Annotated in this window: 13 protein-coding genes and 1 pseudogene; 6 read left to right on the top strand and 8 right to left on the bottom strand. The window is 62.3% G+C overall.

What is annotated here, in order from left to right:
• Positions 1-42 precede the first annotated feature (42 nt).
• Positions 43-927: a cellulose binding domain-containing protein gene (locus AB0C20_RS19950; RefSeq protein WP_357184255.1), complete on the top strand. Its 885-nt coding sequence runs from the start codon at positions 43-45 to the stop codon at positions 925-927.
• A gap of 76 nt (positions 928-1,003) precedes the next feature.
• Positions 1,004-2,470: a hypothetical protein gene (locus tag AB0C20_RS19945; protein WP_357568484.1), complete on the top strand. Its 1,467-nt coding sequence runs from the start codon at positions 1,004-1,006 to the stop codon at positions 2,468-2,470.
• Here AB0C20_RS19945 and AB0C20_RS19940 read toward each other — a convergent pair.
• Positions 2,463-3,563, bottom strand: coding sequence for an FAD-binding oxidoreductase (locus AB0C20_RS19940; protein WP_357568483.1), 1,101 nt, complete (start codon positions 3,561-3,563; stop codon positions 2,463-2,465). The two genes, AB0C20_RS19945 and AB0C20_RS19940, sit on opposite strands and share 8 nt — an antisense overlap.
• 243 nt (positions 3,564-3,806) lie before the next feature.
• Here AB0C20_RS19940 and AB0C20_RS19935 point away from each other — a divergent pair, with 243 nt between their 5' ends.
• Complete coding sequence (locus tag AB0C20_RS19935) at positions 3,807-5,057, top strand: helix-turn-helix transcriptional regulator (RefSeq protein ID WP_357568482.1); 1,251 nt, start codon at positions 3,807-3,809, stop codon at positions 5,055-5,057.
• Positions 5,054-5,569, top strand: a complete 516-nt coding sequence (locus AB0C20_RS19930; RefSeq protein WP_357568481.1) for a flavoprotein — start codon at positions 5,054-5,056, stop codon at positions 5,567-5,569. The genes AB0C20_RS19935 and AB0C20_RS19930 overlap by 4 nt, the downstream gene beginning before the upstream one ends.
• A gap of 13 nt (positions 5,570-5,582) precedes the next feature.
• Here the strand turns inward: AB0C20_RS19930 and AB0C20_RS19925 are convergent, their stop codons facing one another.
• The 6 genes from AB0C20_RS19925 to AB0C20_RS19900 form a co-directional block, all read right to left on the bottom strand.
• Positions 5,583-6,149, bottom strand: coding sequence for a hypothetical protein (locus AB0C20_RS19925; protein ID WP_357568480.1), 567 nt, complete (start codon positions 6,147-6,149; stop codon positions 5,583-5,585).
• 54 nt (positions 6,150-6,203) lie between these two features.
• Positions 6,204-6,590: a very short patch repair endonuclease gene (locus AB0C20_RS19920; RefSeq protein WP_357568490.1), complete on the bottom strand. Its 387-nt coding sequence runs from the start codon at positions 6,588-6,590 to the stop codon at positions 6,204-6,206.
• A gap of 356 nt (positions 6,591-6,946) precedes the next feature.
• Entirely contained in the window at positions 6,947-8,254 is a 1,308-nt protein-coding gene (locus tag AB0C20_RS19915; protein WP_357568479.1) for a DNA cytosine methyltransferase, read from the bottom strand.
• Between the two features lie 81 nt (positions 8,255-8,335).
• Entirely contained in the window at positions 8,336-11,182 is a 2,847-nt protein-coding gene (locus tag AB0C20_RS19910) for a Z1 domain-containing protein (RefSeq protein WP_357568478.1), read from the bottom strand.
• Entirely contained in the window at positions 11,179-12,180 is a 1,002-nt protein-coding gene (locus AB0C20_RS19905) for a PD-(D/E)XK motif protein (RefSeq protein ID WP_357568477.1), read from the bottom strand. The genes AB0C20_RS19910 and AB0C20_RS19905 overlap by 4 nt, the downstream gene beginning before the upstream one ends.
• Positions 12,177-13,682: an ATP-binding protein gene (locus AB0C20_RS19900; RefSeq protein WP_357568476.1), complete on the bottom strand. Its 1,506-nt coding sequence runs from the start codon at positions 13,680-13,682 to the stop codon at positions 12,177-12,179. The genes AB0C20_RS19905 and AB0C20_RS19900 overlap by 4 nt, the downstream gene beginning before the upstream one ends.
• 532 nt (positions 13,683-14,214) lie before the next feature.
• On the opposite strand from AB0C20_RS19900, the gene AB0C20_RS19895 reads away from it, so the two are divergent.
• Entirely contained in the window at positions 14,215-14,766 is a 552-nt protein-coding gene (locus tag AB0C20_RS19895) for a VOC family protein (RefSeq protein WP_357568475.1), read from the top strand.
• Between the two features lie 32 nt (positions 14,767-14,798).
• Here the strand turns inward: AB0C20_RS19895 and AB0C20_RS19890 are convergent, their stop codons facing one another.
• Complete coding sequence (locus tag AB0C20_RS19890; protein ID WP_357568474.1) at positions 14,799-15,494, bottom strand: hypothetical protein; 696 nt, start codon at positions 15,492-15,494, stop codon at positions 14,799-14,801.
• Positions 15,495-15,617: 123 nt separating this feature from the next.
• Between AB0C20_RS19890 and AB0C20_RS19885 the strand changes: the two are divergent.
• Positions 15,618-15,696: pseudogene (locus tag AB0C20_RS19885) on the top strand (DNA-binding response regulator); the annotation flags it as partial.

The raw sequence follows: 15,696 nt of genomic DNA, 5'->3' as shown, positions 1-15,696 counted from the left end.
GGACGATGCGAAGGCATCGATGTTTGTGCATACCATTCGGTCATGCCTGCTCGCCGCGTCGCCGCCACCATCGCCCTCGCCGCGCTGGCGAGCCTCCTCGCCGTCAACGCCGCCCGCGCCGACGGGCCGGCGATCAGCACCCCTGGCGCCCCCACTGTGGTGGCCAACGAACCACATCAGCTCACCCTCAGCTGGACGCCCTCCGCCTGGGTCGAGCCCGGCGCCGAGCAGCCGATCAACTACGAGGTGCAGGTGCCGCTGGGCCCGAACACGTACCGCTTCCTCGGCTCCACGACCGACACCACGATCACGCTGACCGACCTCGCACCCGGCACGACGTACCTGATCGCGATTGCCGCCCGCGCGCTCGGCGGCTACTCCGACACCTCGCCCACCACCACAGTGCGCACCGCGGCGGGTCGCGCGACGGTCAGCTACCTCAACCTGGACTGGTCACCCACGAACAACCAGATCCAGCACCTCCTGAAGGTGACAAACACCGGCACCGCGCCACTCGACCTGAGCACTGTGCGGGTGCGCTACCACCTGCGCTTCGAGGGCGCCAACACCTCGCTGGTGCCGAACTGCGACTGGGCCGCACTGGGCTGCGATCGGATCCGGCAGACCGTGCAGTTCTTCGTCCCGCCGGGCGGGCCGCCCAGCGGGATGACGACGCCAGCGCCGCCGGGTTACCCGATCCCGGGAACGCCGGTCCCCGGCTGGGTGGAGCTGACCTTCACCGACGGCACGCTCGCGCCGGGAAAGTCGACCGGGCCGATCCAACTGCGGCACCATCGGCACAGCTGGAGCAGCATCGACGAACGCGACGACCCTAGCTGGGCCGCCGCCACCGGCCAGTGGACCGCAAACGACCGGATCACGCTGGACGTCGACGGGGTACGCGAGTTCGGCGACACCATCAGTTGACGCACCAACGGCACCGCGTTCTCTGACTGTCGAACGCCTCAGCCCGTGGCTTGACCGGTCACCTTACGATCCGCTCATGCGACGCGAGGAGATAGACGGAGTTACTGTCATCCACCGCGATGTGCCTGGCACCTTGGCGGCGTCGCTGACGTTTGGGTGCGGTGCCCGCGACGAAGAGATCGACTCTATCGGCCTGACCCATCTCGTGCAGCACCTGGTGGACTGGACGGAGGATCACGTCGCGGCGAAGCACGAGGACAACGTCTGGATGAACGACACGTCATTCCTCGCTGGCGGCCCACCAGATCAGGTAGCGGAGCATCTCGCCACCATCTGCTCGGCCATCAGCAATCTTCCGCCCGAGGATCTGTCCGACGCGGTCGCGGACCTCGATGCGGACAGCCGGTACGTCTCGAACATCGAAGATGGTCTGCGCGACCCGTGGGGAGCGCTGCTGTCGCGGCGTTTCGGGCCGAGCGGACACGGCCTGTCGCGCTGGCCCGCAGTGGACTACAAGCTCTTCACGGCGGACGAGATCCGACGGTATGTCGAAAGGTTCTTCACCAGCGGCAACGCGGTTCTCACCCTGACGGGCGAACCGCCTCAGGCGATGCGACTGCCATTGCCCGCCGGCCCGCGAGTCACCCGCAGCACGCCACTCGTCAACAACCACATGGGGCCGATCTGGTACGCCGACGAGGTCCGCGGCGTCGCGCTGACGGTCGGTGTCGAACCCAGCGCGGAAGCTGTCGATCTGATGTGGGCACTGCGGTCGCGAGTCGCTGAGGCAGTAGACGAGGCCGGGGTCGCCACCGGTGCGGAATTCATGTGCGAGGTCGTCGACGGTACGCGGCACGAGCTCGGGTTGAGGGTCACACCAGACTTCGGCAGGAAGGGCAAGAATTTCGACGCCGCCGTCGCGGCGGAGCTGCTCTGGGCCGAGCTGCAACGGCTTGCCGCCGATGGGATCGATCGAGTGGAGATCGCCGACCGGGTGCCAACGCAGCGCATGGCCATGGAGGGCGACAACGAATGGATGCAGTCGATTAACGAGCTGCAACCCTTGGCCCACCAGGAGCTGCTGGGCACGGCTGAGATCTACGGCTCGGAATCACTCAGCGAGCTGACTGGGCTTACTCCGGAAGCGACACGGGACATGGTGTCGGGCTGGCTCTCAAGCGCCATGATCGTCGTGCCGTACCTGTCGAAACCCGACCTTCCTCGCGCCACCGAGGATTCCTGCCCGACCACCCGCTTCGTGCCGGCAGGTGAGGTCGTCAGGCCGCCGTTCTCCAAGCGGTTCCGCAACAAGGGCAAGCTGGTCATCGGCATCGACGCAATTTCCACAGTGGATGACGACGGGAACGTGCACACCGTCCCGCTGTCCCAGGCACTCGTGGTCGAGCGGTTTGGCGTCATCCGGCTCGCCCACCTCGGCCACGGCTGCGTCACCACGATCTCGGACTTCGCTGACGCTGCCGACAAGCTCCGGGCCATCCTGCCGCCGCGGCGTTTCCGCCAGGCCGTCAAGCAGCTCAGTTGAGGCCTTTGGGCAGGTGGATGCGGGCGGCGGGGATACCGAGTGCGCACAGCCGTGGCCGCGCGTCGGCCAGCATCGCGGGTGGGCCGCAGAGGTAGATGTCCTGGCCGGGCCGGTGATGGTCGAGGGCGATGGTCAGGGCGTCGCCCTGCTCGGCCGGCTCCGCGCAGGGGTCGTCGGAGAGGGCCGGCACGATGGTCAGCCAGTCGTGGGCGCACTGCAGCTTGTCGAGGGCGATCGCGTCGTACAGGTTGGTGAAGGTGCGCGCGCCGACGATCAGCGTCACCCGCCGACCGTCCGGTGCGGCGGTGACCTGCTCGACCAGTGCGCGCAGCGGCGCCAGGCCGGTGCCGCCGGCGACGAGCAGCAGATCGCTTGTGCTCGCCGGCGCGAGACTCAGCCCGGTGTCGACGGGTGGGCCGAGCCAGAGCAGCTCGCCGAGGCGTACCTCATGGACCAGGCGGTGGGAGACGGTGCCGGCGGGTACGGCGCGGACGTGCAGCTCGACGGTGCCGTCCGCGCGTGGGGCGTTGGCCGGCGAGAACCAGCGCCAGTGCCCGGGCAGGCGCGGCGTGCAGACCGGCACGGCCTGACCTGGTTGGAAGGGCAGGCGCCGCCATGGACGTACCGTCAGGATGGCGATGTCAGACGACGGCCGGTCATGGCCGATCACCTCGACGTGCCACCAGGCCCGGCCGTCGCCGGCCTGCGCGGCGGCGCGACGGAGGGCGTGCGTGGCGGGGCATAGGGCGCGCTCGGCGGCGATGGTGAGCTGCGGCGTCCACAGGGGGCGCGCGCGGCGGGCAATGGTCGCGACCAGCGCGTCGCCGATGGTGGCGGCGTGCGGGAGCAGGTCGAAGTGACGGTACGCGTGGCCGAGCACCCGGAGCAGCGCCGCCCGGTTCGCCGGGTCGTCGCCGCCGACCAGGAGGCGGCCCAACGCGGTGAAGAACAGCGGCGCGTCACGCTGTGGGAGCAGCCCGGATCGGCGGTCTTCGACTGTGCACCAGAAGTCGCCGGCGGCCCGCGCGTCGACCGACTCCCAGGCGGCGGCCAGGCTCCCGCTGGCCGGGTGGTCGTCTTTCACCTCGGGCATGCGGGCTCCAAGTCGTTGATTCATGGGCTGGCACCGGGGCGGGCGGGGAGGAGCTGCGCCGTTGAGGGCCGGCGCAACTCCGGGACAAGGCACCCGCCCCGGGCCATGCATTCAGCTTCGAGGCGAGGCCTATTTGGAACTACAGCGTCGGAGCAGCCGAAATGGCGCATCAATGAGGCACGTGCGTACCCGCTCCGTGGCCACTTGGTTACTAGAGTGACGGCAAGCGGAGGGAGCATCGACGTGGCCTTGAAGCGGCACCGGCTCTGCCATCGGCGGAAGACACTCGGGTTCAGTCAAGAGAGGTTGGCCGAGATCCTCGGCGTCGAACGGTCCACCATCGTTCGGTGGGAGGGCGCCGAGACGGATCCCCAGCCATGGCATCGGAGCCGGATCGCCGACGCATTGCGAGTTACGCTCGAACAGCTCGACGAGATGCTCGTGGATGTGTCGGTGGCAACGCGCAGGGGGCGGATCATGGGAGAGGACACCCGCGATCCCGCAGCCGAGGTGGTTCCCTCAGACCTCCTGGCCGGGGTACGTACGTTCCTGAGCAGCTACATGCCTGACCGACCCGCTGAGCCGACCCGATCACTGGCTGATCTGCGGCGCAGCGTGGGCAGAGTCCACAGCCTGTACCAGCGTGCAAGTTACAGATCCGCGGCACGGCTCCTGCCTACCGTACTTGCGCAGGCCTCGGATCTGGCAACGCACGCACCCGAGGAGCAACGAGTCCGCGCGTATCAGGCGCTCGCCGCCGCCTACGTTGCAGCCTCGAAGCTCGCTGCGAAAGTGGGCGATGGCGAGAGCGCCCTGATGACGGCAGACCGGGCATCGACGGCAGCAGGACTCGCCGGGGATCGAGCACTTCTCGCCGTCGCCGCCTATCAGGCGGCCTGTGGACTTCTTCGAATTCCGGGACGGACGGACCAGACAGTGGGCGTGCTGGCAAGCAGCATCGACCGGTTGTCCTCCGGGAGACCGGCGACCGACCCCGATCTCATCTCTGCTCACGGGGCGTTGCTTCTTCTGGCGGCTGTCGTAGCTGCCAGCAGTGGCGAGCAGAAGGCGGCCGGACGGCTCCTGAGCCAGGCTGACAGGCTCGCGGCCGAGATGGGATCGGACCGTAACCGCCTGTGGACCGCGTTCGGACCTACCAATGTCGCCATCCACACGGTCTCCGCAGCGGTTCGGGCCGGTAGGCCCGACCAAGCCATCGCTGTTGCGCTGCGGCTCGATACCTCACGCCTGCCAACCGTGCTCGTCGGTCGGCGGGCTCAAGTGCATGTCGACCTAGCGGCGGCTTCAATGATGGGCTCGGCAGATCGGTCGGCTGCAGTGCTGCATTTACTCGAGGCGGAGAGGACAGCCGCCGAGGTGGTACAGGCCAACATGCAGGCCCGCGAACTCATAAGCGATTTGCTCTCAAAGGAACGACGTTCCGCGACACCAGGGTTACGACCGTTGGCCGAGCGGGCAGGCCTGCTGGCATGAGTGAGCGTCCTGTACTCGCACTTGTCGTGTCAGCCGCGCCCCCTGCGCTGCGGATCGATGAACTTATCAAACAGCTAATCAAGGATGGTTGGACCGTTTGCGTGACCGCAACGCCCACCGCAGCTACTTGGATCAACCTGGAAGCCTTAGCTAAACTCACTGGGTATCCCGTTCGAGTTCGATGGCGACTTCCAGGCGAGCCGGACCCCCACCCAGCAGCGAACTTAGTGGCGGTTGTGCCAGCTACGTTCAACGTCATCAACAAGTGGGCGCTTGGAATTAGCGACACGCTCGCTCTCGGCATCCTCAACCAGGCGCTTGGCGCCGTCGACCTGGCAATCTACCTTTTCCCGAACGTCAAGGGAAGTCTCGCGAACCATCCTGCGTACGGGCCGAATCTTCAAAAGCTCGGCACCGCAGGGGTTGTCGTGACATCCCTGAGCGCTGAACTGGATTGGGAGCCGGTCATACGGGTGATCAATTCAGCGGAACGCAGAAGGCGCATCGGATAGACTGCACGCAGCGTCATGACTGGGCAGACTCATCTACCCGACGAACAACGTAGGCAAGGTCCAGGCGGCAATGCTCGGCGATCCGCGCATGTTGGCGTCTTTGACTGCCAATAATGCCCCCACCCTCGACAAGGTAGACCACGATCAGCGGACGGGCTTGGGAATCTAAAGCTTGGTTAACTGCCGCCCAAAGAAGATCGCGGAAGGACCGCGCCTTTCCCCAGCAAACGTAGCGTTGCCGAATGCCGTCCGTAGCTAAACAATGCATCGGCTTTTCACCGATACTGGAAGGCACCATACCCCACGCCTCGCCAAGCACCTGCTGTATAAACTCACTAGGAGGCGATAGGCGTTTCGTGGTAAATTTTGCAAAGGGCCCAAAGCTCTCCAGAGCTCGCGCATACTCCTTCAAGGGTACATCCTTGAGCCAGACACGCATTCCGTCAGCCGTATAGTAATCGGCTAATTCTCCACCAATAGCCGGGTCTTCCACCCATTTCGTATAGTAGCCACTCTTTTGACGGGACGGGATGTCGTCCCAGTCGAGCGACCCCACCTGACGGTACAGTTCGCGAATCACAGAATTTCGAACGTCACCTGGAATAGCTATCTCGGGCAAAGAGCTACCTTTTGACTAGAGCCGCGCCTTGGCGCTACTTTGAAGAATGCTAATGATACGATCCGCAATCGCTGTAGGATTTTCGTGTTCCCAGCAGCGGAAGACGATCCAACCATGCTCTAGTAGCACGCGATTGGTTTCGGCGTCTCGTCGTTTATTGTCGCCGATCTTGGTTCGCCAGAATGTGGCGTTCATTGCCGCCGGACGGTAGTGGTCGGGGCAGCCATGCCAATAACATCCGTCCACAAAAACCGCCAACTGCGCCTTTCGGAAAACAAGGTCAGCCGTCCGCCGGAAGGACGGAATCGGCCTGACGGACACACGGTAACGAAGTCCACGAGCATGGAGTAGTGAGCGCACGCGACGCTCCGGCCTAGTGCCCTGGGCACGGTTCCCCCGCATTGAGGCGCGAACATCAGAGGTAGACGCCCACGACTCCGGAGGCAGAATCTCGTCGGTGACCAGACCCCGCGACCGCGCCAACGCCCAACCGTCAACAAGGTTCGCCATCCTCGTTGAATTCAACACCACACCGAGGGATCTCGACACACTTCGACCATCGACTCGCCAATGAAGGTAGGCGCGCACAACGCTCTGACGCTCCGAGGCTTTCAGCGAAACAGAACCACATGCGACCTTGCCAGGCCCAAGGCTAACCGCGCGACGGTAACGGCCCCCCGCCGCCCTGTTTTGCTCAGCCTCAGCGACCGCCTTTGATCGTCCCGGTCGGGGCATCCAGGCTCGTACAGGAACAGGCGTCACAGCCGCCCCTCAACGTCGTTCAACACGCGCGTCACGGCCTTGGCAAATACCTCACCCAGCATCACCGGGACAGCATTACCGAGTTGGCGCATTTTCTCACCTCTAGGGCCGCACAACTTCCAGCTGTCCGGGAAGGTCATCACCCGAGCTGTTTCCCGCACCGTCATATACCGATGCCGGTATCGATGCTCAGAAGTCGACTTCGATCCCGGGATGCGAGAGTCAGTAAGCATTACGGACTCTCCACCCGGGACGCCGTGTACGCCAGCCTTGACCGTCTTTGCTGGTCTGTCGAGCACGTTAGGAGTATGACCGCGGTAGAAACGCGCGTCAGGCCACCCGACGTGGTCGACTGGCATATCCTCATACTGGAGGCGGTCCAACCGGTTCCAACGGATTGGAGGCAGCGGCTTCGACTCATCATCGAGCCCTTTGAGCGCGTCACGGAGCGTCCGCCACGGCTTGAGCTCAGACTCCGAAGCGCCTAGAGGTAACTCGCCCTGCATGCCAGCCATGACATGGTTGCGTACATGCTTGGCCACCTCCGGATGGCGCTCCCAGTACCCCCCGCTGCTCATCGACTTGCGCAGGGCATCCTCGGAATGAGTCTTCCGGACCGCGTGCTGGAGGATCGCCTCGTTGATGTCGAGGTCGCCACGAAACGCCACGATGATAACGCGGTTTCGGATCTGAGGAACACCGTAGTCAGCCGCGTTCACCTCGAATTTGTACACACGGTAACGCTCACGAGGGTCTGCAAGCGCCTGCATCTGCTTGGCCCTGAGAATGGCATCATGCTGAAGCCAGGAAGCGTCGGGATCACGCTCCTCAAAAGGAAATTCCAACTCCCGCAGGATGTAGTCAAAGTAGGGCCTAAAAGACGGCCTAAGTAAGCCTCTTACATTCTCGCAAAGAACGGCTTTGGGCTGAATCTCGCGAATGGCCCGGAACATCTCTGGAAACATGTTGCGTTTGTCTTCATCACCCTTCGCGACACCACCAAGACTAAAGGGCTGGCAGGGCGGACCGCCCGCGAGCAAGTCGACTTTCCCCTGCAGGTAGCCCAACTTCAAGTCACGGATGTCGCCGCGAATCAACGGCCAGGGTTCGTGCGGCTCGGGGATCTTTTCCTCCTCACCCCTCGGCACCGCCCCATTTGCCTCAAGCGTATCGCACGCGTGCTTCGAGAACTCATTCAGCAATAGGGGCCGGAAACCCGCGCGGTGGACAGCCATAGCCAGTCCGCCGCCTCCAGCAAACAGCTCGACCGACGTTCGCCCGGTCGAAGTACGCTCATCCGGCATGACGGGAGCCTACCTCTTCCCGGATCGCTGGTCGCTCCGGCCAGACGGTCACCTGATTGGCTGCGAGCGGTAGCATCCTTTTCAGACAATCGCATAGAGTGGCTTACCGGGAACTACGACCTGATAGACCAGGGGTCGCCGGTCCGCCGGGACTGCGCCCTTGGGGAGCTGCAGCATAAAGGCCATGACAACCCCTGCTGGTCGCCCATCCTGCGCGATCCCCTCTCCTAGCTTCTCTTTATCCATCACTGGATAGAGGATGGCACACCCGGACGTGGACACCCTCCCTGGAAGTCCAGCCAAAGCTTCCCGATGCGAACTTTCGGAGTTTCCTCGGATACTCACACCTCTTTCCACTTTCCGCCCGTGAATAGAAAACTCGCCAATGTTCCTAATGTTGACACGCGGTCTAACCTTCTGCTGCGGCAGCATAATGTTCCACTGGTCAACGATCTCTTTTGGCAGACTGGCAATCCAGGCAAGATCCGCAGCGAAAGTCTCAGGGGTAGCCCACTTCAATCTACCGAGAACATCAACCATCTCTTGATGAGTGACTACCCCTACGAACGCTTCGAAGCTTTGCCGAACACCCTTGAGGGTTACCGAATCCTTAGCTGCCATTAGCAATGGGATACAAGCATCGATGTTGTGGTCAAGATCATTCTGTTGCGTCAGTCTGGGGTATCCTGAGCTTGGCTCTTTCGTTTGAGTCCTTCGCTCGACCAGCCTGGCGTTATACATTTTGTTCGCAGCGGTTGGGCGCAGGCCGTGCCGAGTCACGAGCGGAGGGATGTCATACGGGGTAATCCTCGGCCGCCCATCGACCATCGTGGCATACTGACGCAGTTCGGCCCGGAAATACTCTTCATCACGACACGCCGCTTCAAACGCGTCTCGAACATCCGACGGTATGAAGAGCCGAACTAGGTCTCGGTATCCAGACCGGAATCCAAACCAGCGACCCATCTGCATCAACGCCTCGGCGTGACCGACCTTACGCGAGTAAAAGGTGACCGTAAGCCCTTCCACAGTGAAGCCGCGCGCGAGCTTGTTGCCACCAACGAGGATGCGCCAGACGGATCGCTTGTCGAAATCTAATTCTTCTTGCAAGATGTTCGGATTACTATTAATGACTAGGACGGGATTGCCGTTTGGCGCGATCTTTCGAACAACCACACCAACGTAGGGTTCCAGCTCGGCAAAAGTCGAAGGTGTCGGGAGCTCTAGGCCGAGTGCGTCGGACACAGGCGCGAAATCCCGATCGAAAAGATCGTGGAGCCTAGCATTGGCGCCGCCGCTGAGATAGCCCGCGCTAAGCCAAAGATCTTGGATGAACTCTGCCCTGATACCCTGCTCGGCCGTTCGCATGGTCTCGTGAACGAGCATGGTGTGGTGCTTGAAATCCCCGACTCCGCGAGTCGCCCGAAACAGCTTGATGGCGCCTGAGAGGACGAAGGAATCCAGGCCGGATAATAGTTCTCCCCTCTCGTCCGACTCACCTACAATCCTGACATGGGCCTTTTCTTTCGAGTTGGCGAACGTCTTCTCTGCTTCAGGAATCGCAAGGTCCAGGTCGTGGAAGTCGTCCGGCCCCATGTAGCCTGATGGACGCTGCAAGGAGATGAGATAGTCCTTGGGAAAGATGTCTTGCGTATCGGCGAGATCAACAAAAACATTCGCGAAAGGCGTCGCTGTATACCCGACATATTGGGCCCTGCGAAGCATGCCGAGAAGATTAGTGATGTGTTTATTGATAGCAGTGCGGTTTTTTTCTTCTTTCGCCCATTTCGCTGGGTTAGTGGTGTTTACAGATGCTTGATCTGATTCGTCGTCAATGATCAGTGCCGGAATATTCTCTAACTTGTCAGCATTATTCTTCAGATCTTTAACAAGATTGTTTAGTACTGAGGAGTTTTTCTTAACGATAATGAGGCGGGCATGACTTGTGAACAGATTGGCTGGATGCCACAGCGGCTTTGTTCGGTCACGCCTCTCAAACTCCAAAGCCGGCAGACCTTGCTGCAAACGACGATAGTCGAAGTTTCGTGTTGTCATACGATGGATGTCTGGCCTGCCTATGTCCGATGGACGGGCGCCATGGCTATTAAAACGGCCCTCGATCCAGTCTTCATCTTGCAGATAATCGACGATTTGCGCTGCCGCCGGATCCGTCTCGTCGATACCTCGCAGCACGTTCTCACGGCCCACTAGCTCCATGTCTAGGCGACGCTGGGTCTGCTCGCGCAGCAGGTTCGTGGTACCGGTCATCACGATAATGAGCCGATAACCAGCATCGATTGCCTTTGCGATCACTCCAGTGAAGTTGGCTGTTTTCCCGCTCTGCACATAACCAACAACTAGACCTTTCGTTTGCCCGGCTTGCTCCCGGGCAGGATCGATCAGTCGTTCCATTACATGAGTCGTAGCGTTATCGAGGTTGGTTATCGCCTCAGCACCCCAACCACGCCTCGTTCGGAGATAGTCGACGTAATGCCCCCAGTAAAAGTCCCTTTTGCGCTGGATTTCCGAGCTGTACCACGGGTCCCACCTACCTGCGATCACCGTCGTATCATCGCCTTTAAACAGCGGCAGGTGTTCGGCAAAGGCAGCCGCCGTCTCCGTGTCCAGTTTGAGCAACTTCGTGACTAACGATCTACGGCTCTCCGTGTTCGGCGGCGTATCGCAAGTCCAGAGATTTCCTTCAGCCGGAGCGTTGTCCCATTTGGCGAGATTTAAATGTAGGTCGAGACGCAATTTGTCGTTCGGACCGCTTGTAGCGAGATACTCTCGAAGACGCGCTTCAGATACATCAGGGCTAGGAAAAATGTCTTCGGCCTCGACGAGAGCGCGGCGGAGGAGTCCCTTCGGGGCACCCCCGGCCATCGCGCGAAGAGCATTCGTATATGCCTCAACTAGTGGTTCGCTCATATCCGTCCTTCAAACCCCATGGCGGTCGAGATAACTTCAGGAACGTCCTCTTCGCTTTCGAGCCCGTCGAGGACGATTCGATATCGGACCTCCGGCATACGATCCCACGCGACATCAGCGTGCCGCAGGGCATCCGGGGTCAGTCGTGGAAAGGCGCCGGCAACCACGAAGGCGCGGCTTTCTGCGCGGCGTGTCCAATGGGTACCGAGGCGCTCGCGGTCCTCCTCATGCCAACCCGAACCCGACAACGTGGCTTCGAAGCTGTCTCGGGCCGCGCCCGTGCCGAGCGCCAGCCTGATGTTGTCAACGAGATCCGGCAGCGTACGGCCGTGCCCGGCGCCTGCTGCGGTGACCTGGTGCGAAATCAACCACAGGGGACGCTCAGGGGTGGGAACCATCTGCGTCAGCGAGCCAACCCAATGTGCTCGGCGCTCGGCGGTCGTGGTCTTGACTTCTACATCCAAGGTCGGCAGTCCGAAATCGTGCTCCTCCCGCTGGCCACCTCGCCAGGCTTGCACTGCGTTACTGAGCCCTCGACTGCTAATTAGCCCGCCTAGAATCAGAAGTTCACCGAACAGTCCCACCTCACGCTCACGGGACATGGAGTCGGGAGTACGCAAAAGGGACGACATCTTATCGAGGGTCGCCCGCAACGCGCCAGAAGCCGAGAACCCGCTGAGTTGGATTCGGTCCGCCATTAAGCACAACACGGGGTAGGCGTCACGAAATAACGACGCCACCGTGACAACGACTTCCAGGAACCTCTTGCCGTCATGCACTGCGATCCTGGCGATGATGTTGCGAAGTCCCGTATCAGGAACCTGCAACTCGGGCCCTGCCTCGATTCGAAGACCCAGCTCAGACCTCAATGGCTCGATGAAGATATGTATCTTTGGAATGCCCCCGATAGGCAGTACGATCGGCACTCCGCTCTCGAGGTAGCGCTCAAAACTTTCCGTTGAAACATGCCGCTTGTTGAAGGACTGGATCTCAATCATTGGCGCTCAGCCTGCACCGCAGCAGTGAGAATAGTTTGCCACAGGTCGATATTGTCTTTGTCCCTCGACCCAAGGTAGTCACCCTCGAAAGTGTTCGAAAGAAGCAAGTAGAGGAGCGATTTGAGGAGTGGAAGATCGTTTAATCCGCCGTGCTTGCCCCCTAAGAGCAGCTTTCGATAGCGTTTATTGAGCCACAAGGTTCGCTCATCTCGATCAAGATGGAAGAACGAGTCATCTGTGAAGGTGTTCCATCGGATATCGATTGGTTGCTCACCGCGGATCGCCGGAACTTCCTGCTGAATTGTCGCCCGCACCCGAGGTGGCAGCCCTACACCTGGATGTATCATTGGCGCGCGTTTAGCGGATCGAGCATTAGAAATTTTGTACACCTGTTCGGCGATATCAAGATATTCGCTAAGACTAAGCCCGCCGGGTGATCGTGCCGCAGCAGCTAGACGGGCAAACTCGGGTCCAACTAGGACCCGAGACTTCTCAGGATTCATCTGGAACAAGCCGATTAGGTCGTCATCTATCTCGACTTCAACCCTAGCAAGTTGGAGTCGTCGGTGGGGGGCGTGGACTCCAAGCCACCCGCCTGCCTGAAGAAGGCGATCACGACGGTAAAAGAACAAACCCTGGTGGTTAACGGGATCTCCTGACAGCCGGAACTGCGACGCGTTCGACCGGCCAGGCCACAGATGGCACCGGAACACGACGCGGAGATCCCCTAATTGGGCTTCAATGCTCTGCGGAAAGTCAGGCCGCCCCGACCTTGGATAACCGAACGGATCTAGTGGCGTCACGGGTATTGGCGGCCCTGTTATGGCTGTATCGGCGTCGTAGATTTCAAAGTCGACGGCCAGTCGGTCTGCCTGCAAGAAACGATGGAATACCATTCCGAGATGCTGGCAGGCGGTGGTTACCGTATGACTAATGAAGGTCTCGACACGCTTTGGATCATCGGTGTCTGGGAAAGCGACGATATCGTCCCATCGGATCACGGTTCCGGCGCCCGTCACTGGGATGCGCCAGCCCCGGTTCATTTCTTTCTCGGCGAAGGAACCTGGCACTACGTCACACGCGAAGCCGCGTCGGTCCGCGTTATTTAGGCGCCAGCGGCGCCCGACCACTTCGTGTCCAGCCGCACGTGACATCACCGTCAAGCTTCTGGCCTGACTAAACGAGGCAGCCTTCAGTCCTAGTCCAAAATGTCCGAGGTCACCTTTAGCGTATTCGCGCTGTCCACCGACGGTCATAGCGGTGTCGATCGTCTCCGCAGTCATTCCACGACCGTTATCGACGACGTAGAGCGTGCGCATCCGCCCACGTACTTTGACCAGCTGGACCAGCACCTGCGTGGCGCCGGCGTCGATGGCATTGTCGACCAAGTCGGCTATTGCGGTTTCGAGCGAGTGGTTCCTGCCAAGAGCGTCCAAGGCACGCGGGTCCGGCGGAAGATCGATACTGCCCTTTGTAGGAATTTCTTGGTTCCACTCGACCACCGCTCTCCCCAATCCCGATCGCGTCCGGCGTAGCCGAGCAGCTAACGCAGAGCTTTCCTGCCCTGGCGTAGCTTGGACCAGTCCTCTGGTACGCCCAGCCGCAGGTCCTTTATGCACTGCTGCCCAAGCCCATTCCTTCTTCCATGGCCCGACAGTGGCCTCGGTCTGCGCTCTACCGATCATCCTTCCACCGGCGGTTTTCCCGAGGCATCACCTGTTTGGAGCGTTTCCGGCCCACTCGTTTGCTGTGCCCTGTCAGAAACTTGACAGCGCAGGGACTCCCGCCGCTGGTACGTGTCTTCCAGCCTCGACCCCTCTCATCGGTAGACCTGGTGTCCCAGCGTCAATCAACAGATCACTCAGTGGGCCGGCAAACAGAAAGGAGGACCTTGGTCGTTGCACAGCGCCCTCCGTCACCAGGATCAGGCGTGGTCCGCACCGGGATCGCGCCACCGGCCGTGGACCAAATGCAAGTCGCGGACGACCCTTTGGGTGCTAATCAGCCGAGCCAGTTCGGCGTCGAGGTTGCTGCATGGAACCGCGTCTGGCCGGAGTACCACCCGACGTACTTCGCGGCTTCGTCCGTGACCCGGACGGCACCAACGTCGAGGCCGCCTGCCACGCCCCCGACCGACTGCGCGTTAGGTTGAAGACCATGGAGCAGCGGATCAGCCTCATCACTTTGGGAGTCGCGGACGTAGCCCGCGCGAAGGCGTTCTACGAGCAGCTCGGCTGGCAGGGCCAGGAGGTCGAGGAGACGGTCTTCTTCCAGGCCGGCGGCCTGGCCCTCGTCCTCTGGGGCCGCGACAAGCTAGCCGACGACGCGGGTATCGAAGGGCCGGGCACCGGCGCGATGACCCTGGCCCAGAACGTCCGCTCCCGGGCCGAGGTCGACGAGGTGATCGCCACAGCGGCCAAGGCTGGTGCCACGATCACCAAGCCGGCGAGGGAGACCTTCTACGGCGGCTACGCCGGCTACTTCGCCGACCCGGACGGTCACCTCTGGGAGATCGCCTGGAACCCCGGCTTCACCCTCGCGGACGACGGCACCCTCACCGTCCCCGACTTCAGCGCCATGAACTGAGCAAACGCCAGAACGTAAGGCACGATCACTGATCAGGGTGCCGGTGACGGGCAGAGCAGCGGGTCCAGCAACGGCAGTTGAAGGGGATCCAGGCAGATCGCCAGCAGCCCCGGATCCGGCGAAGGCGTCGCCGTAACAGCCGGGGTCGGCGTCGCCGTTGGCGAGGCCGACGCGACAGGCGGCGTCGGCAGGGCTGACGCGGGCGGGTCCATGGTGGGGACCGGACCAGGCGTCGGCACCGAACTGGCCGACGGGGTCGGAGCGACGGCTGGCGGCAGGGCCACCACGACAGCCGTTTCCGCCACTGTGGGGACAGCCGACGGCCGCGCAGCCGGGACATTCGGCGGGCTCCATACCGCGCTGTCGGCCGAGCCGACCCGCGACCTGGGCGCCACCGGCCCGACGGGACCGGTCGGAACGATGGCCACCCCGGCACTGGGCAGATCCAAGGCAACGATCTCCGCCGAGGGCACCGGCCCGCGAGGGCCCCACGCGCCAGGTCCCAGAGCGCCCGGGCCGAGCGTCACGAACACCACTGCCGCGACGGCGGCAGCGCCGAGCGCCCGTCGGTCGGGGCGTACCGCGGTCAGCGGTGCGTCGTCGGGGTCCACCAACAGAAGGGGCGCGGGCGGGGTGGCCCGGTGCGCGGCCAGCAGCTCGTCGACCTGCGCGATGACGGCAGCGCGATCGTCGGCAGCCGCGACTGTGAGATAGAAGCGGAAGTTCACCGCCGCATTCGCCGGGACTAGCAGACCTTGCAGTCGACAGCGGTCGGGCAGCAGGGTGAACGGGGTGTCGGGGTGGTGGGCGGGCCCGACCAGGTCCTTGTACCGCCACTCGCGCCGGTGGAGGCGGTGCACCGCACCGCGGCCGGCGACGCGGTCTTCACCCCCGGACTGGCCGGCCTGGTGCTCGGCGAGTACCGCCGGC

Origin of the sequence: Micromonospora sp. NPDC048843 (assembly GCF_040649965.1) — a bacterium.
In the GTDB taxonomy this organism is placed as follows: Bacteria; Actinomycetota; Actinomycetes; order Mycobacteriales; family Micromonosporaceae; genus Micromonospora; species Micromonospora hortensis.
This window is presented reverse-complemented; position numbering and strand designations above follow the sequence as displayed.